The organism is Halomonas sp. DP5N14-9 (genome assembly GCF_019802175.1).
GTDB classification, from domain to species: Bacteria; Pseudomonadota; Gammaproteobacteria; order Pseudomonadales; family Halomonadaceae; genus Halomonas; species Halomonas litopenaei.
Window position 1 is genome coordinate 1 of sequence record NZ_JAHVHR010000035.1, and the last position, 22,307, is coordinate 22,307.

Consider the following 22,307-nt stretch of genomic DNA (forward strand, 5'->3'; position numbering starts at 1 on the left):
GACCATAGCGAGTGGGAACCACCTGATCCCTTGCCGAACTCAGAAGTGAAACCGCTCAGCGCCGATGGTAGTGTGGGGTCTCCCCATGCGAGAGTAGGTCATCGTCAGGCATTTATTCAGAAGAAGCCCGGTTATCGAGAGATAATCGGGCTTTTTCATATGCATGGGAAGACCCCCCTCTTTATATGTGGGGCCGCGCCGATAACCCCCTCGGTGCGGTCCGGCCTGGCTCTTCTCAAGGGCGGGCTCGCGTTGTTTGTCCCCCCTTGCAGCTTCGCTGCAGCCCTTGTAAAGAGCGCTGGGGCGACTCACCCCCATGCGAGCGACCTTGCTGTCTAAGTGTCATCGTCAGGTATCGATTCAAAAGAAGGCCCGATTATCGAGAGATAGTCGGGCCTTCTTTTTGTAAAGAGCGTATGCATGGGCTCTCTACAAGTTCAGCCCCGCTTTTTATATGTGGGGCCGCGCCGATAACCCCCTCGGTGCGGTTCGGCCTGGCTCTTCTCAAGGGCAGGCTCGCGTCGTTCGTCACCCCTTGCAGCTTCGCTGCAGCCCTTGTAAAGAGCGCTGGGGCGACTCACCCCCATGCGAGCGAACTTGTTGTCTAAGCGTCATCGTCAGGCATTTATTAAGAAGTAGGCCCGATTGTCGAGAGACAGTCGGGCCTTCTTTTTGTAAAGAGCGCATGCATGGGCTCTCTACAAGTTCAGCCGAATAAGGCGAGGTGACTCACCCCCATGCGACTACCCTGGCGGGAACAGACCAGTCATGTATCACGAAGAAGCCCGCTTCCGAGAGGAGGCGGGCTTCCTGGTTTCAGGCAAGTTTCAGCAAGACGGCTGTCGCGGCTCTGTGCCTAGGCGCTGTCCGAAAAGTCGACGAGCGAAGGTTAGACAAGGCAAAAATCGGTGAGAAAGCGCAGTTTACGGGGTGTAAATGAGCATGTTGATCCGATTTTTAACGCCGTATTACCGAGCGCAGGCACTTTTCAGACAAGCCCTAGAACGCGATGGTGGAGACGACCAGTTGGCTCGCTTGCAGCGAACGCAGGCCCAGGCGGTCGCCGGGTTCGATGACCAGAAGATCACCGGCCGCGAGTACCTCGCCGGAGACGAGTTCCACACGACCACTGATCAGGTACCAGGCTCGAAGTAGTGCGGGTTCCGGTGACAGGTGCAGGGTTTCCTGTTCGCGGAGCAACTGGTGTGTGAGGTAGCCGCGACTGCCGTATCTCACCATCAGGTTGAAGTCGCGATAGAGCCCCTGGCTCAGGGTTTGCCAGGCGCCGTCAAAGGTGTCGACTTCGAAGCGCCTGAGGTCCCTGGAGCGGTGCCCTTGATGCTCAAGGTGGGCCTCGCCTTCCAATACCATGAGGTGTCGTTCGTAGCCTGCCAGAGGGGTGAACAGGCACTCTTCGGACTCTACCGTGGCGGTGCTCAGGCGGACCTGAAAGTTCCGGTCGGCATAGTCACTGTCAACGGGAGCGATGAACAGCTCCCGCGTCGTGCCTCCGGACCAGAGGCGCGCGGGTGTCTCGGATGAGCGTCGAATGATCATGGGAGGTTGGCCAGCGAGTGCTGCGCCTCCTTTTGCCAAGGATCGTTTCATCGTCTCAAGGGTTTAAGTCGATGTGCTTGATCTGGCTCAAGAGATGCTGGGGTAGAGCGACTCTCGCTCGGCGCTGACTCCCGAATCACAACAGTTCGGCGAAAAAGTTGTGCTTACATCAAAATGATAGTTCTACGCCTGCATAGAAGGAACGGTCCGGCGCCGGTTCGAAATAGCGGTCGTTGCTGGCATTGATGCGGATATTGGCATAGTGGTCTTCGTCAAACAGATTGCGGATGCCGAGGTAGGTCGACAGTATCTGGTTGCCGCCCAGTCGCCAGCCGTCACCCGCACGAAGGTTGACCAGCCAGTAGCTGTCGACGTCTACCCGGTTGGCATTGTCCGCGACCATGTCGCCCACATACTGGGTTTCCAGGGTGGCAAAGTAACGGGTGTCCTGGCTGCCTGTCCCGTACCAGGTGAGCTGGTTGACCCAGGTTGTCTCCGGAAGCCCGGGCAGACGGTTGCCGTCCAGGTCACTACCGGAAACCTGGTCGAACTCGTAGCGTGCCAGGGTCAGGGCGGTATTGAGCTCCAGACGCGCCGAGGGCTGCCATCCTAGCGCGACTTCGAGCCCGTCGCGGCTGGTGTCGCCAAGGTTTTCGTAGAAGGTGCGATCGCTGCCATCGATCTCGTAGGGGACCAGTTCATCGTCGACGTCGATCGAGAACAGGGTGACGTCGTAATCCAGTCCGGTGGGCAGGGTGCCGCGCACCCCGAGCTCACGGCTCCAGCTCTCCTGGGGCTCGACGTCGGGGTTGAAGCCACCACCTGCGGGATTGGCAAACTCTGAGAAGGTCGGTGTCTCGAAGGCGGTGGAGGTGTTGGCGTAGACCTGGTGCAAGGGATGGAAGCGATAGCTGATTCCCAGGCTTCCATTGGTTTCGTGGAAGGTGCGTTCACCGCTCTGGTCGCCATCGTTGTCGTAGTCGTCGTCGATTTCCATGTCGATGCGATCGAAGCGTCCGCCGGCCGACAGTGTCCAGTGCTCATTCAGGGCAAGGTCGCCCTGGGCGAAGATGCCCAGGCTGGTCGCCGTCTGGGTCTCGTCGGCCACTTCTCCCGTCACGCTGCCATCGAAGGCCACATCGCGGCGATGGCGGTCGTCTTCCTGGCGAGCGCCGTCGATACCTACCATGCTGTCCAGCGTCATGCCGACGAGGTTGAAGCGTTGGTGATATTCGGCGCTGCCACCGAAGTGGTGGCGTCGGTAGTCGATCAAGCTGTCGCCCGGATAGGGCAATTGCTGTTCGAAGTCTCGCCAGGTGGTGAATCCCTTGAGGTAGAGCTCCCCGGGGCCGAAGCCAAGATCCTCGTACTGCAATCCCACGACCTGCTGGTCCACCTCCTGGCCGGTGTCGTAGTCCTCGGTGAAGCGGCCCGCCTGTCGGCGATCTTCATCGACCTGGTCCTGGGTCAGGCCACCAGGATCTTCGGAACGGGGGTTGTCGAGCAGGTTGATGATGGCGGTGAGACGGCGTTGATCGCCCATCTCTCGTGACAGGCTGGCGTTCAGCAAACGCTTCTCGGTGCGGCTGTGATCCCGATAGCCGGCTAGTTCCAGTCGCGAGGCACCCAGGTGGTAGGCCCAGCCGTCGTGCTCGCCGCCGGTGGAAAGGGATTGCTTGTTGTAGCCGTCGCTACCGATACCGGCACGTATCGTCGTCGAGTCGTCACCTTCGTCACGCCCGTCCGCCGTTGTGACCGAAATGACGCCACCGGCGGCATTGCCGTACTGAACCGCCGCCGGTCCCCTGATGACCTCGATCTGTTCTGCGTTGTCCAGGTCGATGGCATCGAGCTGGGCCTGGCCATCGGGGAGGGTGTAGGGAATACCGTCCACCAATATGGTGATGCCGCGCACGCCGAAGGGAGCGCGGGCACCAAAGCCCCTGATGGAGACACGAGCACCCTGGGCGAAGTTGTCGCGATTCTGGATGAAGACCCCGGGCACTCGAACCAGGGATTCATCGAGACGGACCCGCTGCTGACCTTGATGGATGTCGTCTTCATCGACCATCGAGACAGCCATCGGGGTGGTGAGTAGCTCGCGCTCCAGGCGCGGCGCCGACACCGTCAACACGGGTTGCTGCAGCTCGACGGCGCGGTCGTCGGTTGCGGCAGTCTGTGCGGTGACGGGCGTTGTCAGCGGGAGCAGCAGCAGTGCGGCGGCCGGGCGAGAGGTCATCAGGTTCATCCTTGAACGGCGAGGCGAGAAGGGAGTGGTGGCTCGAAAGAGCATCTTTATCGTTTAAGCACAATTCTAGAGAAGTCGCCTCCTTGGCACCACTCTGGGGAAGAGAGCCTGGTTCCCGTCGGTGCAGGCCTTCCGCTAGACCAAAGTCGCTTTTCGTTGTGTGGCCAGGTAGTTTATCTTTTGAACTGAAAAAAACGAACAGAAGTTCACTATGCGAACGAGCGCCGCTGGTCGAGTTGCCGGAAACGGTGTCGAGCGAGAGACCAATAATGAGCGCGCGTCGACGATAACGATAAAGTCCGGAGGATCCCCATGAAGACCCCCCTCGCGTGCCTGATGGCCGCATCCCTGACGGCCCTTTCCTGTGCCTCGGTTCAAGCGGCGACCACGCTGCGCATGGCCCACTTCTGGCCTGGTGCCTCTGGTATCAATACCCAGATCTTCGAGCAGTGGGCCAAGGCGGTGGAGGAAGACTCCGGCGGTGATCTGCGTGTTCAGGTCTTCCCTTCCGGTACCCTGGCCAAGGCTGACGACATCTATGAGGCGACCGTAAACGGCATCGCCGATATCGGCGCCACCGCTCAGGGCTATACCGCCGGGCGCTTCCCGCTGTCGCAGATCGTCGAACTCCCCGGGGTGGCCGATTCCGCGATACAGGGTTCATGCATCCTGCAGACCCTGCACGACGATGGCGGCCTGGGGGGAGAGTACGACGATACTCGCGTGTTGTTCATGTTCACCACCGGTCCCGGTTACATCCATACCGTGGATACCGACGTCCAGGTACCGGCTGATCTGGAAGGGCTGCGAATCCGTCGCCCGACCGCGGTGGCAGGCGATATCCTCGAAAACATGGGGGCAAGCCCGGTAGGCATGCCTGCCCCGGATATCTATACCTCCATGCAGCGGGGCGTGCTCGATGGCTTGAGCTTTCCCTGGGAAGGCATGAAGGGGTTTCGTATCAACGAGCTGGTCGAATACCACACCCAGGTGCCGTTCTATTCGCTGATCTTTGTGGCAACCATGAGCCAGCGTGCCTACGATCGGCTGACGCCGGAGCAGCAGGCGGTCATCGATGCCAACTCCGGCATGCAGTGGGCACTCAATGCGGGGGAGGTGTTCCACGCCATCGACGAGGTGGGGCGGCAGGAAGCGGTGGATGCCGGCCACACCATTCGGGTGGTCGATGCGCCCCTCGACAACGCCGACTGGGCGCCGCCGCTCCAGCAGGGCATCGAGGATTACCTGAGCGGACTCGAGGAGCGCGGCTTGAGCCAGGCGCATGACGTCTATCAGGCGGCGCTGGCGGCACGTGAAAGCTGCGCCGGGACGGAGTGACGCCATGCAACCCTTTCTGGAAGGGGCCAGCCGTTGGCTGGCCCTGGTCTGTCGCTGGGTGGCGGGCGGCTGTCTGATACTGATGCTGGCGGTGACCATCGCCGACGTGGTGACACGCTACCTGCAGCGTCTGACCGATGGCGCCATCTCCTTTCAAGTCTTCGGTAGCGTCGAACTGGTCAGCTACCTGATGCTGTTTGCCTTGCTGGCGGCCATGTCGGCCAGCGTGGAGAAGAGCCAGGTGGTGGTCGAGGCCTTTTCCCACCGTCTTCCTGCGTCCATCGCAGCGCGCCTGCATGGCGTCTATCTGCTGGGCTTTGCGGTGCTTGGCGGGGTGCTGGCGACGGGCTTGGTGGGTGCGGCCCACGCCGCTGTCGAGTACGGCGAGGTCACCCAGGACCTGAGGATCTCGCTCGGGCCGATCTATCTTGTCGCTGCAGTGCTCAGTGCTCTGCTGGCGTTGCGCAGCCTGCTGCACGCGCTCCTGGGGGCGCTGTTCGGCCAGAGTGCGGAGGTGTCCCATGGCGACTGAGACGATCGGCGGGTTCGGGCTGCTGCTGTTGCTGGTGTTGATGATCCTGCGGGTGCCGGTAGCTCTGGCGATGCTGCTGGTCGGTGTCGGTGGTTTTGCCACGATCATCGATCTCGGCGCGGCGGTATCGATGTTGAAATCGGTGCCGGTGGAGGTGTTGTCCAACTACAGCTTCAGCGCGATTCCGATGTTCATCCTGATGGGCGTACTGGCGGCGCATTCTGGCATGGCCGGCAAGCTGTTCCAGTCGGCGCGGGTGATCTGCGGTGGATGGAAGGGCGGCCTGGCGATCGCCGCCGTAGGCTCCTGCGGTGTCTTTTCGGCGATTTCCGGATCTTCTCTGGCCACCGCCAGCACCATGACTCGGGTGGCCCTGCCGGAGATGGAACGATATGGCTACCATCGCGGCCTGGCCACCGGGGCGCTGGCTGCGGGCGGCACCCTCGGCATCATGATTCCGCCCAGTATCGCCCTGCTGATCTATGCCATCCTGACCGAGCAGTCGGTGGGTGACATGTTCATGGCGGGTCTGGTGCCCGGGCTCCTGGGGCTGGTGCTGTACGCCCTGACCGTCAGCGTGGTCATGCGGGTAAAGCCGGATCTGGCGGTGGCAGGGGAAGCGACAGGCTGGGGTGAGAAGCTTGCCTCGCTCGGCGGCCTGGTGCCCTTCTTCGCGGTCTTCCTGGTCATGATCCTGGGCATCTATCAGGGAATCTTCACTCCCACCGAGGGGGCCAGTGTCGGTGCCTTTGCCACCCTGATCTACGCCCTGGTCAAGGGGCTGCGTGCACGGGAGCTGTGGTCTGCGGTCCAGGAGACCCTGGCGCTGTCGGCGGTGGTGTTCTTCATGCTGGTCGGTGCCGAGGCGCTGGGCTACTTCATTTCACTCTCACGGATCTCGTTCTCCATCAGCGACAGTCTGTTTGCCATGGAGCTGACGCCCTTCGTTGTCGTGCTGTGCATCCTGGCCATGTACTTCCTGCTCGGCATGTTCATGGACTCGATCGCCATGCTGGTGATCACGGTGCCGGTGGTGTTCCCGATCATTCAGAGCCTGGGTATCGACCCGGTGTGGTTTGGCATCGTCACGGTGCTGACGGTCGAGTTGGGGCTGATCACGCCGCCGGTGGGGATGAACGTCTTCGTGATCAAGGCCATGGCGCCCCATGTGGGACTGGGGGAGATCTTCCGAGGCGTCTCTCCCTTTATCGTGTCTGACTTTGTGCGCCTGGCTCTGTTGCTGTTGTTCCCGACCTTGAGCACCCTCTTTTTGCTGTAGTCGGCATCGAAGCGGCGGCCAGTATTACGCTCAGCTCACCCCAAGCCCGCCATACGGCGGGCTTTTTTGATGCATTTAATGTCGGTTGGATGAGGTTTCTGATATGACGCTCTAGTCCAATATGAGCCTTTGTGGGAGGCGCGTTTCACTAAGCTTGCAGCGTGACACCATCGTAATGACGCGAGGGCTTGACGTGAGTGCGCGCAATATTTTTGTGGTGGGGCTGAACGATGACAATCATGAGCGTCTGCTGCGCTTGAAGGGTGCCGAAGAATGGCGCTTTCACCGAATTATTGCGCCGGAGGCGGTCTATGACACCGAAGAATTCGATATTCCCGCGATGCTCGAGGAAGCCGGCCAGACCCTGGACCGATTCGGCAGGCCGATAGACGCGATCATCGGCTATATGGATTTTCCGGTATCCACGATGCTGCCGATCCTGTGCAAGCGATTCGGTACCCGATCGACGTCGCTGGAAAGCTTGCTGAAGTGTGAGCACAAGTACTGGAGCCGTTGCGTTCAGCGCGAGGTGGTGCCGCAGTACATCCCCGGGTTCACCGCCTTCGACCCCTTCGACGAGGCGGCGTTGGGTCAGATCGGTGCGGCGGGGCTGTCCTTTCCCTTCTTCGTCAAGCCGATCAAGTCGTCGGGCTCACGGCTCGGTTTTCGCATCGAGACGCCGGAAGACTTTGCGCTTGCCATTGACCGTCTGAAGGCGGAGATCGGTTCCATCGCCGAGCCGTTCAACAGCGTGCTGGATCAGGCCAACCTGCCTCCGGAGATCGCGGCGATCGATGGCCATTACTGCATGGCCGAGGAAATCATCGGCGGCTGGCAATGCACGCTGGAAGGCTACGTCCACGATGGCGAGGTCGTGGTCTATGGTGTGGTCGACTCGATTCGCTACCCAGGGGTGTTGAGCTTCTTCCACTATCTGTACCCCTCGGCCCTGCCACAAAGGGTTCAGCAGCAGATGATCGACGCCACCCGCCTGGTCATGACCCGCACCGGCTTCGATCAATCCGCGTTCAACGTCGAGTTTTTCTGGGACGAACTCCAGGATCGCATCTGGCTGCTCGAGATCAACACACGCATTTCTCAGTCACATTGCGACCTGTTCGAGAAGGTCGACGGGCTCAGCCATCAGCAGGTGACGGTGGACCTGGCGCTGGGGCAGCGTCCGAGACTGCCCCACCGGGAGGGCGCCTACGCGGTCGCGGCCAAGTTCTTCTACCGCGTTTTTTTCCATGACGCCACCGTCGAACGGGTTCCGTCGGCGCAGACCCTCGCACAACTCGAACAGGACTACCCCGGCACGGTGATCAGTCTGCAGGTGGAGGAGGGGCAGCGTCTGTCGAGCCTGCCAGAACAGGATAGTTACAGCTTTGCATTGGCCTATATTTGGATGGGGGGCGACGACTATCAGGCGCTGCTTCGTCGCTATCAGCAACTGGCGGCCCGACTGATCTTCGCATTCGGCGATATCGATAGTTGAGTCGGCGCGCCGCCGCTGTACCGAGCGTCACCGAGAGCGCTGGAGTGGCCAGGTTGCAGGGGTAGGGCGATCTCGGCAGCGCGGTATGGACAGGGCGATCTCGACAGGGTGAGCTTGAAGCCAGTGCAAGGAGCGACGATGCGGGTGGTCAGCGATTTTCCGCGCAAGGTGATGGAGCAGGAAACCTGGATTCCACTGGCCGACGGCACGCGGCTGGCTGCCCGTATCTGGCGGCCGGTCGACGCCGACGATGATCCGGTGCCGGCGATCCTCGAGTACCTGCCTTATCGCAAGCGTGACCTGACCGCGGAGCGAGACGCTCAGGTGCATCCTTACTGGGCCGGGCATGGCTATGCCGGGGTTCGCGTCGATATCCGAGGCACCGGCGAATCCGATGGCGTACTGACCGACGAGTACCTGCAGCAGGAACTGGACGACGGGGTGGCGGTACTCGAGTGGCTGGAACGCCAGCCCTGGTGTACGGGAAGTGTCGGCATGGTCGGTATTTCCTGGGGGGGCTTCAACGGCCTGCAGATCGCCGCCATGCGCCCACCGCAGCTCAAGGCGGTCATCACCATCTGTTTTACCGATGACCGCTACGCCGATGATATCCACCATATGGGTGGCTGCCTGCTGGCCGACAATCTTTCCTGGGCGTCGACCATGTTCGATGGCAATGCCATCCCGCCCGACCCGGCGCTGGTGGGTGGCGACTGGTTCAGGATGTGGCTCGATCGCCTGGACGGCAGCGGCCTCTGGCTTTCGCGCTGGCTTCAGCACCAGCGACGTGATGACTACTGGAAACATGGCTCGGTGTGCGAGGACTACAGCCGTATCCAGGTGCCGGTGTACGCCATCAGCGGCTGGGCGGATGGTTACTGCAACGCCGTCTTCCGGCTGCTGGCCGGTTTGACCTCGCCACGCAAGGGGCTGGTGGGCCCCTGGGCTCACAAGTACCCCCACCTCGGGGTACCGGGGCCGGCCATCGGCTTCCTGCAGGAAGGGCTACGGTGGTGGGACCACTGGCTGAAGGACCAGGATACCGGGATCATGGACGAACCGATGCTGAGGGTCTGGATGCAGCAATCGATGCTGCCATCGGCGCGCTACAGCGCTCGTCCCGGTCGCTGGGTCGCCGAGCCGAGCTGGCCCTCTCCCCACATCATGTCCCGGAGCTGGCGGCTGACCAGCGGACATGACCTGCGTGGCGAGGACGGCACCGACGCGAAGGACGGCGATGACGACGAGAGCCTGGATATCCGCTCGCCGCTGTCGGTGGGCCTGTATGCCGGCAAGTGGTGTTCCTACAACGCACCGCCGGATCTGCCTCACGACCAGCGTGACGAGGACGGCGGCGCCCTGATTTTCCAGACGCCCCGGCTCGAGCAGGATCTGGAAATCTGTGGTGCCCCATCGGTGCAGCTGGAACTGTCCGCCGACCAGCCGGTGGCGATGGTGGCGCTGCGTCTTGTCGATATCGCCGAGGACGACAAGGCGACACGGGTGTCCTATGGGGTGCTCAACCTGACCCATCGTGACAGCGACGAACACCCGGAGCCTCTGGTGCCGGGGCGCCGCTACCGCGTGACGGTGTGTCTCAAGCATATTGCCCAGCAGTTTCCGGCGGGGCACGCCATCCGGCTGGCGATCTCGACCAGCTACTGGCCGCTGGTATGGCCTGCGCCAAGGCCGGTACGCCTGACACTGTGGCCTGGTGCCTGTCGCCTGGTGCTGCCGACCAGGGTCCCCAGGCCGGCGGAAGAAGCGGCTCTGCGCCCCTTCGAGGAGCCGGAAGGGGCGCCACCGCTGGCCAAGACGCTGCTGCAGCCTTCCCAGGAAAGCTGGAAGGTGATCCGAGATCTGGCCAATGACCAGACCACACTGGAGGTGTTCCACGACGAGGGCAGCTACCGGCTGGACGATATCGCGCTGGACATCTCCGGCTCGGTGACCGAGCGCTACAGCTATTCCTACGGCAACTACGACAGTGTTACCGGCTGGACCGAGTGGCAACGTACCTTCCGCCGGGGGGACTGGGAGATCCACACCCTGACCCGCACTCGGCTGACCAGCGACGCCGACAGCTTTCGGGTGCGTGCCACCCTGGACGCCTGGCAGGGCGATACTCGAATCTTTTCGCGAAGCTGGGATGAGGTCTTCCCCCGGGATCTGGTCTAGGGCTTGTCTGAAAAGTGCCTGCGCTCGGTAATACGGCGTTAAAAATCGGCAGGTGCGCCAGCCCGGTCAAAATGCTCATTTACACCCCGTAAACTGCGCTTTCTCACCGATTTTTGCCTTGTCTAACCTTCGCTCGTCGACTTTTCGGACAGCGCCTAGGGCGAGCTTGGCGATCCGTCGCCTTGACGATGGAACTGGCGGCGGCGGAAGTCGCGGGGAGCCACTCCGCTGAGCCGCTTGAAGAAGCGGGTGAAATAGGCGGGCTCGGAAAATCCCAGGCCATCGGCGATCTGGGCGATGGTCAGGTTGGTATAGGTCAACTCGCGCTTGGCTTCGAGCAGTAGACGCTGGTGCAGCACCGCCAGGGCGCTTTGGTCCGCCAGGCGCCGGCACAGGGCGTTGAGGTGGGCCGCGCTGATGTCCAGCTCGCGCGCCATTTCCTCGATGCTCGGCTGCTGGCGAAAGCGCCGCTCGATCAGTGTCTGGTAGCGGGCCAGGTGGCCGTGGCCGGGATCGGTGCTCACGGCAGACCTGGCCCGGGTGGCCGGATGCGTCGCCAGGCGAGCCGCTTCCACCGTCAGCGCCTGGATCAAGGCGTCGAGCAGCACGTCGCGGTCCCGCGCCGGCCGTCGGTATTCCCCGTCGATATGTTCCACCAATGCCTGCAGTCGGTGTCTGGCGTCGGCTAGTGCAGTGACTCCCGCGCTGCGCCAGACCCTGCTGGCGTCCGGCAGTACCTGCTCGAGGTGGCTGACCAGCGGTGCCGCCAGGGTCAGGATGTGGCCCTGGATGTTCGGAGCGAAGGCAAACCCGTGAATGGTGAGCGCAGGCACCAGGATCAGCAGCGGGGCGGCCCGCCGTTGTCGGCTGTCTTCCAGTTGCAGTTCGACCTCGCCCGCGTACAGCAGCAGCAGGTGAGTCAGGTCGACGTGGCGGTGGGGATGGATGCGCCAATCGTGAAGCCGACTGCGTTCGGCGATGGACTCGCAGTGCAGCAGGTCGGGGGTCGGCCAGCTACCGGTTTCCCCGTAAAGGGTAAAGGTGGGAACCGCTGACGATATCGTGGTGGACGGGGTCTCGGGGTTCATGGTCTGCGCTCCTGGCGGTTGCCGGGGAGGTGATTGAGCGTGACTACGACAAATGTCAGGGTAGATTCCGCGAAAAGTCCAGTTTGTGGCGAGGAATATGCCTTATCTGGGGTGGTGTTTAAGCGAAAAATACAAGGCATAACCATAACGTTCCGCTGACGAGGTAGCCACCATGACGACAACATCTTCCCCCGAGCGTATCGATAGTGAACTCACGACCCAGGTCGCCATCATCGGGGCCGGGCCCTCCGGACTGCTGCTGGGGCAACTGCTCAGCCGGGCCGGGATCGGCAATGTGATCGTCGAACGCAAGAGCGGCGACTATGTGCTGGGACGTATTCGTGCCGGGGTGCTCGAGCAGGGCATGGTCGACCTGCTGCGTGAAGCCGGCGTCAGCCAACGCATGGATGCCGAGGGCCTGCCCCACCACGGCTTTGAGCTTGCCTTCGACAACCGCCGGGTACGCGTCGACCTTGCGGGGCACACCGATGGCAAGCAGGTGATGGTGTACGGCCAGACCGAAGTCACCCGGGACCTGATGGAAGCACGCGAGCGAGAAGGCGGTATCAGCTACTACGAGGCCAGCGACGTCACCCCCCATGATCTGGATAGCGAGTCGCCCTTCCTCACCTTTCAGCATGAAGGCAAAGGGTACCGTCTGCGCTGTGCCTATGTGGCGGGGTGCGATGGATACCACGGCGTGTCACGCCAATCGATCCCGCAGGAGCGTCTGAAGACCTTCGAGCGGGTCTATCCGTTTGGCTGGTTGGGGCTGTTGTCCGACACGCCACCGGTGACCGATGAGCTGATCTACGCACGCCACGAGCGGGGCTTCGCCCTGTGCAGCATGCGGTCGGAGAATCGCAGCCGCTACTACGTGCAGGTGGGCCTCGATGAGAAGGTCGAGGACTGGTCCGATGATCGTTTCTGGGACGAACTGAAACGGCGCCTGCCGGATGACGTGGCCGAGACTCTGGTGACGGGACCTTCGATCGAAAAGAGCATCGCACCGCTGCGCAGCTTCGTGGTCGAGCCGATGCAGTACGGTCGCCTGTTTCTGGTGGGGGACGCCGCCCATATCGTGCCGCCCACCGGTGCCAAGGGGCTGAACCTGGCGGCGAGTGACGTCAACACCCTGTATCGCCTGCTGGTGAAGGTGTTTAACGAAGGGCGCAGCGATCTGATCCCGCGCTACTCCGAGGTGTGCCTCAAGCGTATCTGGAAGGCCGAGCGCTTCTCCTGGTGGATGACGTCGATGCTGCATCGTTTCAGCGACGAGGAAGACTTCGAGGCGCGCATGCAGTTGGCGGAGCTCGATTATCTGACCGGCTCGACAGCGGGCCTGACCACCATCGCCGAAAACTACGTGGGGCTGCCCTACGAACCCCTGGAGTAGCGTCATAGAGGTATCTGCCGGCGAGGGACCTGCGAGGGAAAAGCGGCTCTCGGTCAGGGGCAATACCGACATCGGGGCATCGACAGGGAAAGGTGCAATGGGGTCGACGTTGACCTGGTGAGGGCTCGGGGCGTGTCCTGCCGCTAGGCAGCTTCCGGTGCATCGCGTAAGGTCGTGATTCTGCTTCCCGGTCGATGTCGAACCCCATGAAACAAGAGAGCTTGACCCCATTTCAGATCCTGATTCTGATCCTCTCCTTTTACGTGCTTGGTGCCATGGCGGTGCAGGAGCTGAATGACCTGCCGCCGGAGGTCGATGACCTGATTTTCAAGCTGGACCTGGTGGTCTGCGGCTTCTTCTTTGCCGACTTCTGCATCCGTTTTCACCGTGCGGAGAGCAAGTGGCGCTTTATGCGCTGGGGCTGGATCGATCTGCTGGCGAGTATCCCGGTGAGCTTCTTGATGGCTGGCCGTCTGGTGCGCGTAGTGCAGATCATCCGCATGCTGCGCGCGATCAAGTCGGTACACCTGATCTGGAACCTGCTGTTTCGCAACAAGGCCAAGGGCATCTTCGCCTCGGTGGCCTCGGCCACGGTACTGCTGTTGATCTTCGGCTCGGTGGTGATCCTGGTGGTGGAAGGCCCCAACCCGGAAAGCGCCATCGATACCGCCGAAGAGGCGCTGTGGTGGGCCTTCGTCACCGTCACCACGGTGGGGTACGGCGATTACTATCCGGTGACGTCGCTGGGACGGGTGGTGGCGGCGCTGTTGATGGTGGCCGGTGTGGGTCTGTTCGGTAGCTTCGCGGCCTACGTCGGTTCACTGTTCATCGATGATCAGGAGGACGAGTCCGAACGGCTGCATCGGGTCAATCGAGACATGCTGCGAGAGTTGCACCGCGAGGTGCGAGAACTCAAGGCCGAGGTGGTGGCCCTGAGGGGGGCACTCGATGGGAGCAGCGACGCCCCGTCAAGCGGACAGGTTGCCCGTGAAGACCGGGCAGGCGGGTCTGATCAGGTGCCCGAGCCCGGTCCCGAACGGCTGCCGGGAGGCGATCCGCGCGAGTGACGCACACTCGCCGCTGCATCGCCTCCCGGGTGCTTCACTTGACCTCATACTGGCCTTCCCACACGCGGGCATCGTCCTGACCGGGGGCTCGGGTGGTCGCCCCCGGCGTGATGTCGTCGGCATGATCGGCGCGGTAGGCCTCCATGCGCTTCTTCATGCGGTGACGCACCAGCGGCATCAGCGCCAGTCCCACCAGGCTCAGCACCAGGGCCATCATGGTGGCCAGCACCAGGGTGACGGCGCCGACCAGGGTGGCGAGAGCCAGCTTGAAGCCACCCATCCGGCGGGTGGGGCGTGCCTGGCGAGCGCGTTGCTGCCAACGGGACGCCGCCCTCCAGGCGGCGTTGTGCTGGTAGTCGTCGGTGCTGAAGGAATGATCAGTCGTCATGCTGGACTCCGGTCACGTCAAAGGTATGGCGATCGAGGCGGACCTCGAGCTCCTGGTGCTGGGCGTCGTAGCCTTCGATCTCGATATCACCTGTACGGTCGACATCCAGCGAGCTGAACAGTTCCAGGCCGGCCGACTGGGCGGCGTCCAGCGCCTTGCCGACATCGTCGCCGCTGAGGCTCCAGGTCGGGATCTCGCTCTGGCGCCGCTGTTCGCCCAGCAGGCTGCCGTCACGCAGGTCCATGTCGACGTCCAGGCGCCAGCCGTCGTCGCGCCAGCCTTCCGCCTCGAAACGATCGCCGTCGTCGATACCCAGCTCATCGTAGTGGGTGAAGCCGTACTCCCCGGTGCTGGCCAGCAGGCGGTCGATCTCCTCCCGGTTGACGGCTTCATCGTCGGCCATGGCGGTGGTGGTGAGGGTACCGCTCAAGGTCAGGGCGGCCAGGCTCAGGGTGACAGTCTTGTTCATGCTGGGGACTCCATTCGCTGTTGAGGTAAGCTCACCGTGTGCTTGGTGATCTCGGCGAGTGGGACCATCCTGACAGGGGGGACCTGTCGCCAGCCTGACGGGATCGTTCATCTTTCATTCATCTGCAGTGGGTCAGACTTCGCCTCATGACCTCCAAGACACTTTTCTTGCTATGCACGTCCGTGATGGCCGCGAGCCTGGCCCAGGCCCCGCGCCCGAGTGACGACGTCAGCCTCGCGGCACTGGCGAGCGAGTCGCTGGGAATCGGTTTTGCCCGCGCGGAGGACGACTGGCGTGACTTGCACCAGGAGGTGCGTGAGGGCCGGCTGGTGGCGTTGCCGACGCTGCTGGACTGGCTCGATGAGCGCTACGACGGGCAGGTGCTCGAAGTGGAGCTCGAACGTGACGACGGCAGAATCCTCTACGAGATCGAACTGGTCGGCGCCCAGGGACAGGTCGTGGAGTTCGAGTTTGACGCAGGCAGTGGTGAGCTGTTGAGCATCGAAGGGGTCGGCATCGATGCCATGCAGCGCCCCGCGCCGCGCGATGCCGACTAGCCCGCGGGGATCACCGCAATACAGGGATGACGCCGGAGGAGGCGCGGCATGAAGATTCTGTTGGTCGAGGATGACCAGGCGCTGAGCGAAGCGCTCGCGGCCTCCCTCGAGGAAGGCGGGCTGCTGGTGGAAGTCGCGGCGACCGGAGGCGAGGCGGATTTTCTGCTGCGCACCGAGCGCTACGACGCAGTCGTGCTCGACCTGGGACTGCCGGATGGCGATGGCACGCGCTGGCTGGCCCAGTGGCGCGACGACGACATCGACCTGCCGGTACTGGTGCTGACCGCGCGAGAGCGCTGGTCCGACAAGGCTGCGGGCTTTTCTGCCGGGGCCGATGACTACGTCACCAAACCCTTCGAGACCGCCGAAGTCATGTTTCGGCTGCGGGCCCTGGTGCGCCGCAGCCACGGCCACGCCCACCCGGTGCTCAGCGCCGGGGCGCTCAGCTTCGACACCCACACGGGGGCCGTGACGCTGGCCGGCAGGCCGGTGGCGCTGACGGCTCAGGAGTCACGGTTGTTGTCCTACCTGATGCATGCCCGCGAGCGGGTGGTCAGTCGCGCCGAGCTGGCCGAGCACGTCTACGACCGTGACCATGAACCCGATTCCAACGTGATCGACGTCCAGATCAGTCGCCTGCGGCGCAAGCTCGGCAGCGAGCGGATCGAGACACGACGCGGCGAGGGCTATCGCCTGGTGACCCCGGCGGGAGAGGATGCGCCGTGACGCCGCCGCGCGGTTCGCTGACCCGGCGGCTGCTGCTGGCGTCGCTGGTGCTGGTGCTGGTGATCCTGCCGCTGGTCGGCGGTGGGCTGTCCTACAGCTTTCGCGAATCCGCCTCGGCCTCGTTCGACGAACGCCTGTCGTCGATGCACCGGGTGCTGCTGGCGGCCCTGGATCGAGACCCCCAGAGCGGTGCCCTGGTGGTCAACGACAGTCTCGGCGATGCGCGCTTCGATCAGGTGTTCTCCGGTTGGTACTGGCAGATCAGCGACGGCGAGCGCCTTTCCCGAGGCTCGCGTTCGCTATGGGATCAGCGCCTGCCGATCACCGCCTCTCCGGACACCGTCTGGCGCACCATCGAAGGGCCTCGTGGGCAGCGGCTGAGGCTGGTCGAGCGTTCCCTCAGGCTGTCGGGACATCCCCACCCCGTTCACGTCAGCCTGGCGGTCAGCCGTCAGGAGCTCGATGCCGAGGTGGCACGCTTCGAACGGCTGCTATGGCTGTCGCTGCTTGGGCTCGGCGTGCTGTTGCTGAGCGGTCTGGCGCTGCAGATCCGCTGGGGGCTGGCGCCCTTGAGGTCGCTTCACGCGGATCTGGCGGCGGTCAAGGGCGGCCAGCGGGAGCGCCTCGATACCCGGCTGCCGACCGAGCTCGCGGAACTGGCGGTGACCATGAACGAGGTGCTCGACCATGACCGGCGGTTGATCGAGCGCGGCCGCGCCACCGCCGGCAATCTGGCCCACGCGCTCAAGACGCCGGTCAGCGTGTTGATGACCCAGGCGGAACGCCTTCCCGAGACCGAGCGAGCCAGGATGCGCCAGGAGCTAGGACGTATCGATGCTGCCGTGCGCCACCACCTGGCCCGTGCCAGCGCCGTCGGCAGCGCCGCCCTGGCCGCCAGGGTACGTCTGGCCAGGGTGCTGGCGCCGGTGCTGGACGGCCTGTCTCGGCTGGCCAGGCGTCGCGGTATCCGTCTCGAGACCCGCGTGGCGGATGGGCTGGCGCTGCGCATCGATCCCAACGATCTGCAGGAGCTGACCGGCAACCTGCTGGAGAATGCCATCGACTGGGCGCGCACCCGGGTCGAGCTCGATCTCTGGCTCGAAGGCGACAGCGTGCGCCTGCGTCTGGAAGATGACGGTCCGGGCATGAGCGCGCAAGAGCGTGAGGCGGTACTCAAGCGCGGCGTGCGTCTGGATGAGCGCCGCCCCGGCAGTGGGCTGGGGCTTTCCATCGTCGAGGAACTGGTGTCACTGTACGGCGGCACGATGACCCTGGATCGCGCGGCGCTCGGTGGACTGAGGGTAAGCGTCACGCTGCCCGGCGGCTTGCTGGAAAAGGCGCCGGCCGAGTAAGCCTGCGTTGTGCCGGTGTCCCTGGCTTGCGATGATACAGGCTGTACGATCAGCCAGAGAGACGATGCGTGGACAAGTTCGAGGTCAAGCTGGACCAGGCCGCACGAGCCGCCTGGCTTTCCTATGTGGGTGGACAGACGCAGGATGAGATCGCCGCACAGCTTGGGGTCTCCCGGCCGGGCGTGCAGCGACTGCTGGCGCTGGCCAGGCAGGAAGGCCTGGTCAAGGTCCATATCGACCACCCCGTGGCCCACTGCACCGCACTGTCCCAGGCCATCCGTGAACGCTTCGAACTGGACTACTGCGACGTGGTGCCTGCGTCCGCCACCTCCGAGGACAGTACCCCCTACCTGGCGGTGGCCGGCGCCGAGCGTCTGTCACGCATCATCGAGCGCAGCGAGCCGCAGACCCTGTCGCTGGGCTCCGGCCGCTCGATTCGAGCGACCGTGGAGGCCCTGAGCCGGATCGACCGTCCACGTCATCGCTTCGTCTCGCTGGTCGGTAACGTGGCCAGGGACGGCTCGTCCAACCGCTACGACGGGGTCATGGTGGCGGCGGACAAGACCGGTGGCGAGCGCTACCTGCTGCCGACGCCGGTGGTCGCCAGTTCGGTCGAGGAGAAGCGGGCGCTGGCGGCACAGCCGCTGTTCCGCGCCATCGGCGAGGTGGCCGAGCAGGCCAGCGCGGCCTTCGTCGGGGTAGGGCGGATCGATCGCCAGGCGACGCTGTTTCAGGATCATTTCATCAGCGAGTCGGAACTCGACGAGCTGCTGGCGCTGGACGCCGTGGGAGAGCTGGTGGGCTGGCCGATGGATGCCGATGGCCGGTTGATCGACTGCTCCACCAGTCAGCGAGTGACCAGCCTGCCGCTGACCACGCTGAAGCGTCAGGCGATGGTGGCGGTGGCCGGTGGCCGCGACAAGGGGCCGGCCATCCTGGCCGCGCTGCGCGGCGGCTGGCTGACCAGTCTGATCACCGACGATCAGGCGGCGCGCTATATCGTCGAGCGCCTTTCCTCGCAAATCTAGGCAGCACGGCTGCTGTATCGTCGAGCGCCTTTGCCTGGCCCCCTTCCTGACACCCTCGCGCCCCGGCGGCTCGCCGGGGCGCGAGGGTGTTGTCTGACGCGCTTCTTCGTCACTTCGTGTGGATCTGGCCTGCTTGCCTTCATGCCTTCACGCCTGCTGGTGCTGCAACTGCTGCTCCTTGCGCGCGGTGATCGCCTTGAGCTTGAGCGATGCCAGCATCCCGACGATGCCCATGCAGGCGATGTAGCCGAAGTACAGCTGGTAGGCGGTGACCGCCTCGAAGCGTGCCGACAGGAAGCCGTAGATCTGCGGCAAGAAGATGTCCGGGGTGTAGGCGAGCAGCGAGATTACGCCGATGGCCAGTCCCGCCACCTCCATGGAAATATCGCAGTCGTCGAGTATCGCCCAGTACAGTCCGCGCAACGCATAGGTGAGCACACCGATCATCAGCACCACCGCCAGCAAGGCCACCGTGCCCACCGAGGTCGGCATCAGGATCAAGGTGGCCAGAAAGGCGGTGGCGCCTAAAAACAGCAGTGCCAGCACATTGGTCTTGCCGAAGCAGTCACCGAGAAATCCGGCGGTGATGCCGCCGATAGGGCGCATCCACAGCTTGGCCACGGTGATGGCGCCGGCGGCGACGGCGGTGACGCCATATCCCTCCTGGACATAGGCCGAGAAGGAATAGGTCGCCCAGAACAGCTGGTAGCCGCACAGGATGATAAGGGCAACCAGCCACAGCGCCGGAATCGACGCCAGATGCTTGAGGTCGGCGAGTACATTGCCGCTGGTCTTGATCTTCTTGGCGCGTATCTCGGAGCCGTCATGGCGAGTGAAGAAGATGAAGGTCAAGGCGGCGATCACCAGACAGGTGAACGAATACATGTAGACCACCACCTTGAGCGCCTCGGTGGTGTTGTCCTGCTGGTCGTTGAGGTAGTAGGCGAACAGGCTGATCGCAATGGTCGCCAGGATCGCCTCGATCAGTCCGCGCCCGCCATCGAGGATACCGAAGAAGCGGCCCTGCTCGTCTTTCTTGGCCAGCATCTTCACCCCCTTCAGCATCGCCGACCAGAAGGTCAGCCCCGAGGTCAGTCCCCAGCCGAGAAAGACCATCGTCAGCATGACGCCGGAAGGGATGGTCGCGAACAGTAGTCCGAGCAGCCCGGTGCCGGCCATGGAGACCGTCACCAGCAGGCGGGGCGAGAACTTGTCGGCGAGCCAGCCGCTGGGCAGGTAGCACAGGAAGAACACGACACCCAGCATGGAATAGAAGTTACCGAGTTCACTCGAGGTGATGTCGAAGACCTCGAGGATCGGTGTTTCGAAATTCTGGCGCAGGTAGAGCAGGGGGTAGATGGACCCGGCCGCCAGCAGCATCAGACTGAACTGGAAGTAGCGCTTGCGATTGGACTTGTTGGCGATGGCCGGAGGCAGAGCAGCGTGGTCTGTCATTGTTGTGGCTCCCTCGATCCAGGATCGATTGGCGTGGCATGCGTGGTGGCGCGGGGCCTGCAGGCATGCTCGGCGAGGCCCTGGCCGGCGCTTCACGCAAGGGCCCCGGGGCACCGGACGAGAAGGCAGGGAACTAAATGACAGGTCGCGCGGTGGGTCTGCAGAAGTGCCGCAAAGGACGCATCGAACTGCCGGATCAGCGATCGATCGAAGCCTAGGAGGCGGGTCTGAGAGCGTCAATTTTATTCCATATAGGGAATAAGATTTCTATATATGGAAAATAAGGAGAAGGTTAAAGTAATTGTTTGATTTTAAAGAAAGTACTGACTGTTACAACGGCTTTTCGAGGTAAGGGGGCAGGCTGAAGCCAGGGGCGGGAAACTACCATGGGAGGATGAAAAGCCTTTAAACAACAAGGTAATGAAGAGGCTGAATATCTAATATTTGCTGTTTTGTGCGAGCTCGGTGAAGGCCAGACGTTTGGCTGATTTACGTCGATGAGTGGTTGCCGGGGCAGGGGCTGAAAGGCGTCCGTGTACCGCTAAAGTCTAAAGCTATCGGCTTTGCGTTTTGTGTGGCTGTGTCCGATCATTTGATCATCAAGTGATTTGATTGATCATTTTCTGGGAGAGGTATCCGCAGCGTTGGCTTGCTCGGATGCACGCAAGGCCCGACCACCACGACGAGTCCGAGGATTCGCGTCGGCGGTACAACAATATCCCCGCCAAGCGGGTAACGATCAGGAGTGCGCCATGAAGCCGTCTTACACCCTCCGTCCTCTTTGCGCGGCGCTGTCCAGGCCGCTGGTGCCGGCAAGCGCGCTGGTGCTGTCGCTGGGCGCGTCAGCCGCCCAGGCCGAGACCATCACCGTGGCCACCGTCAACAACAACGACATGGTGATCATGCAGAGCCTGACCGAAGCGTTCGAGAAGGCGCATCCGGACATCACCCTCGACTGGGTGGTACTGGAAGAGAACGTGCTGCGTCAGCGCATGACCACGGATATCGCCACCCAGGGTGGCCAGTTCGACGTCATGACCATCGGCAGTTACGAGGCTCCGATCTGGGCCGAGCGGGGCTGGCTCGAGCCGCTGGATGATCTGCCCGAGAGCTATCAGGTCGATGACCTGCTGGGACCCGTGCGCGATGGCCTGAGCCACGAAGGCAGCCTCTACGCGCTGCCGTTCTACGCCGAAAGCTCGATGCTCTACTACCGCAAGGATCTGTTCGCCGAGGCCGGTATCGAGATGCCCGAGCAGCCCACCTGGAGCCAGGTGCGCGACTGGGCAGAAGCCCTGCACGACGACGACGGCGAAGTGGCCGGCATCTGTCTGCGTGGCAAGCCGGGCTGGGGCGAGAACATGGCCTTCGTCTCCACCTTGACCAACACCTTCGGTGGCCGCTGGTTCGACATGGACTGGAACGCCCAGATCGACAGCCCGGCCTGGCAGGAGGCGGTCGCCTTCTACGTCGACCTGCTCGACAACTACGGTCCGGCCGGTGCCAGCTCCAACGGCTTCAATGAAAACCTGGCGCTGTTCTCGCGCGGCAACTGTGCCATGTGGGTGGACGCCACCTCGGCGGCGGGCAAGCTGTTCGATGCCGACGAGTCCCAGGTCGCCGACCAACTGGGCTTCGCCCCGGCGCCGGTGGCCGAGACCCCCAAGGGCTCTCACTGGCTGTGGGCCTGGGCGCTGGCCATCCCCGCTTCTTCGGACGCCAAGGATGCGGCTCGTCAGTTCGTGACCTGGGCCACCTCCCCGGAGTACGTGGCGCTGGTCGGCGAGCGTGAAGGCTGGACCAGCGTGCCCCCCGGCACCCGCCAGTCCACCTACGACAACGCCGAGTACATCGAGGCCGCGCCCTTCGCCAGCTTCGTGGTCGACGCCATCAGCAAGGCCGACCCGCTCGACTCGAGCCTCGAGCCGAACCCCTACGTGGGCGTCCAGTTCGTCGGCATCCCCGAGTTCCAGGCCATCGGCACCCAGGTCGGCCAGATGGTGGCCTCGGCCCTGACCGGCGAGACCAGCGTCGAGCAGGCGTTGTCCGCCGCCCAGCGGGCCACCGAGCGCACCATGAAGCGCGCCGGCTACACCGACTGAAGCTCGTTCGCGGGCCGGCCTTCATGGCCGGCCCCTGGCTCCGATCGCCTGC

General features: G+C 63.3%; 18 protein-coding genes and 1 rRNA gene. 13 read left to right on the forward strand and 6 right to left on the reverse strand.

Translation table 11 applies throughout. The features are described from left to right. Positions 1 to 110, forward strand: a 5S ribosomal RNA gene (rrf, locus tag KUW00_RS19760); the annotation flags it as partial. 889 nt (positions 111 to 999) lie between these two features. Here the strand turns inward: rrf and KUW00_RS19765 are convergent. Further along, positions 1,000 to 1,557 carry a HutD family protein gene (locus KUW00_RS19765; RefSeq protein WP_222569956.1) on the reverse strand — a complete coding sequence of 186 codons (558 nt, stop codon included), beginning with the start codon at positions 1,555 to 1,557 and terminating at the stop codon, positions 1,000 to 1,002. A 169-nt stretch (positions 1,558 to 1,726) separates the two neighbouring features. Further along, entirely contained in the window at positions 1,727 to 3,796 is a 2,070-nt protein-coding gene (locus KUW00_RS19770) for a TonB-dependent receptor family protein (RefSeq protein WP_222569957.1), read from the reverse strand. 321 nt (positions 3,797 to 4,117) lie between these two features. Between KUW00_RS19770 and KUW00_RS19775 the strand changes: the two genes are divergently transcribed. From KUW00_RS19775 to KUW00_RS19795, 5 genes are all read left to right on the forward strand, one after another. Beyond that, a complete protein-coding gene (locus KUW00_RS19775; protein ID WP_222516119.1) occupies positions 4,118 to 5,143 on the forward strand; it encodes a TRAP transporter substrate-binding protein in 1,026 nt (341 codons plus the stop codon). 4 nt (positions 5,144 to 5,147) lie between these two features. Further along, entirely contained in the window at positions 5,148 to 5,675 is a 528-nt protein-coding gene (locus tag KUW00_RS19780; protein WP_045995308.1) for a TRAP transporter small permease, read from the forward strand. Next, positions 5,665 to 6,954: a TRAP transporter large permease gene (locus KUW00_RS19785; protein WP_045995307.1), complete on the forward strand. Its 1,290-nt coding sequence runs from the start codon at positions 5,665 to 5,667 to the stop codon at positions 6,952 to 6,954. The genes KUW00_RS19780 and KUW00_RS19785 overlap by 11 nt, the downstream gene beginning before the upstream one ends. 193 nt (positions 6,955 to 7,147) lie before the next feature. Beyond that, on the forward strand, positions 7,148 to 8,449 hold the full coding sequence (locus KUW00_RS19790) for an acetyl-CoA carboxylase biotin carboxylase subunit family protein (protein ID WP_157033171.1): 1,302 nt from the start codon (positions 7,148 to 7,150) through the stop codon (positions 8,447 to 8,449). 138 nt (positions 8,450 to 8,587) lie between these two features. Beyond that, positions 8,588 to 10,627, forward strand: a complete 2,040-nt coding sequence (locus tag KUW00_RS19795; RefSeq protein WP_222569958.1) for a CocE/NonD family hydrolase — start codon at positions 8,588 to 8,590, stop codon at positions 10,625 to 10,627. Between the two features lie 155 nt (positions 10,628 to 10,782). Here the strand turns inward: KUW00_RS19795 and KUW00_RS19800 are convergent, their stop codons facing one another. Beyond that, complete coding sequence (locus KUW00_RS19800) at positions 10,783 to 11,715, reverse strand: helix-turn-helix domain-containing protein (protein WP_108450166.1); 933 nt, start codon at positions 11,713 to 11,715, stop codon at positions 10,783 to 10,785. Between the two features lie 172 nt (positions 11,716 to 11,887). Between KUW00_RS19800 and pobA the strand changes: the two genes are divergently transcribed. Continuing rightward, positions 11,888 to 13,111, forward strand: a complete 1,224-nt coding sequence (gene pobA / locus KUW00_RS19805) for a 4-hydroxybenzoate 3-monooxygenase (RefSeq protein ID WP_222569959.1) — start codon at positions 11,888 to 11,890, stop codon at positions 13,109 to 13,111. A gap of 221 nt (positions 13,112 to 13,332) precedes the next feature. Beyond that, complete coding sequence (locus KUW00_RS19810; RefSeq protein WP_249743082.1) at positions 13,333 to 14,178, forward strand: ion transporter; 846 nt, start codon at positions 13,333 to 13,335, stop codon at positions 14,176 to 14,178. 34 nt (positions 14,179 to 14,212) lie between these two features. Here the strand turns inward: KUW00_RS19810 and KUW00_RS19815 are convergent, their stop codons facing one another. Further along, positions 14,213 to 14,566, reverse strand: coding sequence for a hypothetical protein (locus KUW00_RS19815; protein ID WP_045994631.1), 354 nt, complete (start codon positions 14,564 to 14,566; stop codon positions 14,213 to 14,215). Continuing rightward, positions 14,556 to 15,035 carry a PepSY domain-containing protein gene (locus tag KUW00_RS19820; RefSeq protein WP_222569960.1) on the reverse strand — a complete coding sequence of 160 codons (480 nt, stop codon included), beginning with the start codon at positions 15,033 to 15,035 and terminating at the stop codon, positions 14,556 to 14,558. The genes KUW00_RS19815 and KUW00_RS19820 overlap by 11 nt, the downstream gene beginning before the upstream one ends. A 167-nt stretch (positions 15,036 to 15,202) precedes the next feature. On the opposite strand from KUW00_RS19820, the gene KUW00_RS19825 reads away from it, so the two are divergent. The 4 genes from KUW00_RS19825 (at position 15,203) to KUW00_RS19840 (ending at position 18,698) form a co-directional block, all read left to right on the forward strand. After that, a complete protein-coding gene (locus tag KUW00_RS19825) occupies positions 15,203 to 15,592 on the forward strand; it encodes a PepSY domain-containing protein (RefSeq protein WP_261392284.1) in 390 nt (129 codons plus the stop codon). Positions 15,593 to 15,640: 48 nt separating this feature from the next. After that, the gene (locus tag KUW00_RS19830; protein ID WP_045994628.1) at positions 15,641 to 16,318 is read left to right on the forward strand and encodes a response regulator transcription factor; all 678 of its coding nucleotides are present in this window, start codon (positions 15,641 to 15,643) and stop codon (positions 16,316 to 16,318) included. After that, positions 16,315 to 17,670 carry a sensor histidine kinase gene (locus KUW00_RS19835; protein WP_222569961.1) on the forward strand — a complete coding sequence of 452 codons (1,356 nt, stop codon included), beginning with the start codon at positions 16,315 to 16,317 and terminating at the stop codon, positions 17,668 to 17,670. Before KUW00_RS19830 ends, KUW00_RS19835 begins: the two co-directional genes overlap by 4 nt. A gap of 68 nt (positions 17,671 to 17,738) precedes the next feature. Then, positions 17,739 to 18,698, forward strand: coding sequence for a sugar-binding transcriptional regulator (locus KUW00_RS19840; RefSeq protein ID WP_222569962.1), 960 nt, complete (start codon positions 17,739 to 17,741; stop codon positions 18,696 to 18,698). Positions 18,699 to 18,845: 147 nt separating this feature from the next. Here KUW00_RS19840 and KUW00_RS19845 read toward each other — a convergent pair whose 3' ends face one another. After that, positions 18,846 to 20,153: an MFS transporter gene (locus KUW00_RS19845; RefSeq protein ID WP_222569963.1), complete on the reverse strand. Its 1,308-nt coding sequence runs from the start codon at positions 20,151 to 20,153 to the stop codon at positions 18,846 to 18,848. Positions 20,154 to 20,905: 752 nt separating this feature from the next. Here KUW00_RS19845 and KUW00_RS19850 point away from each other — a divergent pair. Beyond that, the gene (locus KUW00_RS19850) at positions 20,906 to 22,255 is read left to right on the forward strand and encodes an ABC transporter substrate-binding protein (protein ID WP_108450158.1); all 1,350 of its coding nucleotides are present in this window, start codon (positions 20,906 to 20,908) and stop codon (positions 22,253 to 22,255) included. Positions 22,256 to 22,307: the final 52 nt, after the last annotated feature.